At 58.2% G+C, this 311-nt stretch carries 1 protein-coding gene; it reads right to left on the reverse strand.

Annotated elements, in window-relative coordinates:
• Positions 1 to 311 (reverse strand): P-type ATPase actuator domain-containing protein (locus tag BG61_RS39070; protein ID WP_035943956.1); only part of this gene is annotated, 311 nt, incomplete at both ends.

A 311-nucleotide genomic window follows, 5' to 3' on the forward strand; every position in this document is an offset into this window, starting at 1 on the left:
CGGCGATTGCTACGACGAACACAATAGGCGTATAGATGCGAGCGAACTGGTCGACGAATCGCTGCGTTGGAGCTTTCGAACCCTGTGCTTCTTCAACCGCGTGAATGATGCGCGCCAGCGTTGTGTTGTTTGCGGCAGCCGTGACCTTGTACTCGAACGAGCCTGATTCGTTGATGGTTCCGGCAAACACCGCATCACCTTCCGCCTTTTCGACGGGAAGGCTCTCGCCAGTGATGGGTGCCTGATTGATGGACGACCTGCCGCTCGTGATTTCGCCGTCGAGTCCGATACGCTCGCCCGGCTTTACGCGC

It is taken from the genome of Caballeronia glathei, from assembly GCF_000698595.1.
Lineage (GTDB): Bacteria > Pseudomonadota > Gammaproteobacteria > Burkholderiales > Burkholderiaceae > Caballeronia > Caballeronia glathei.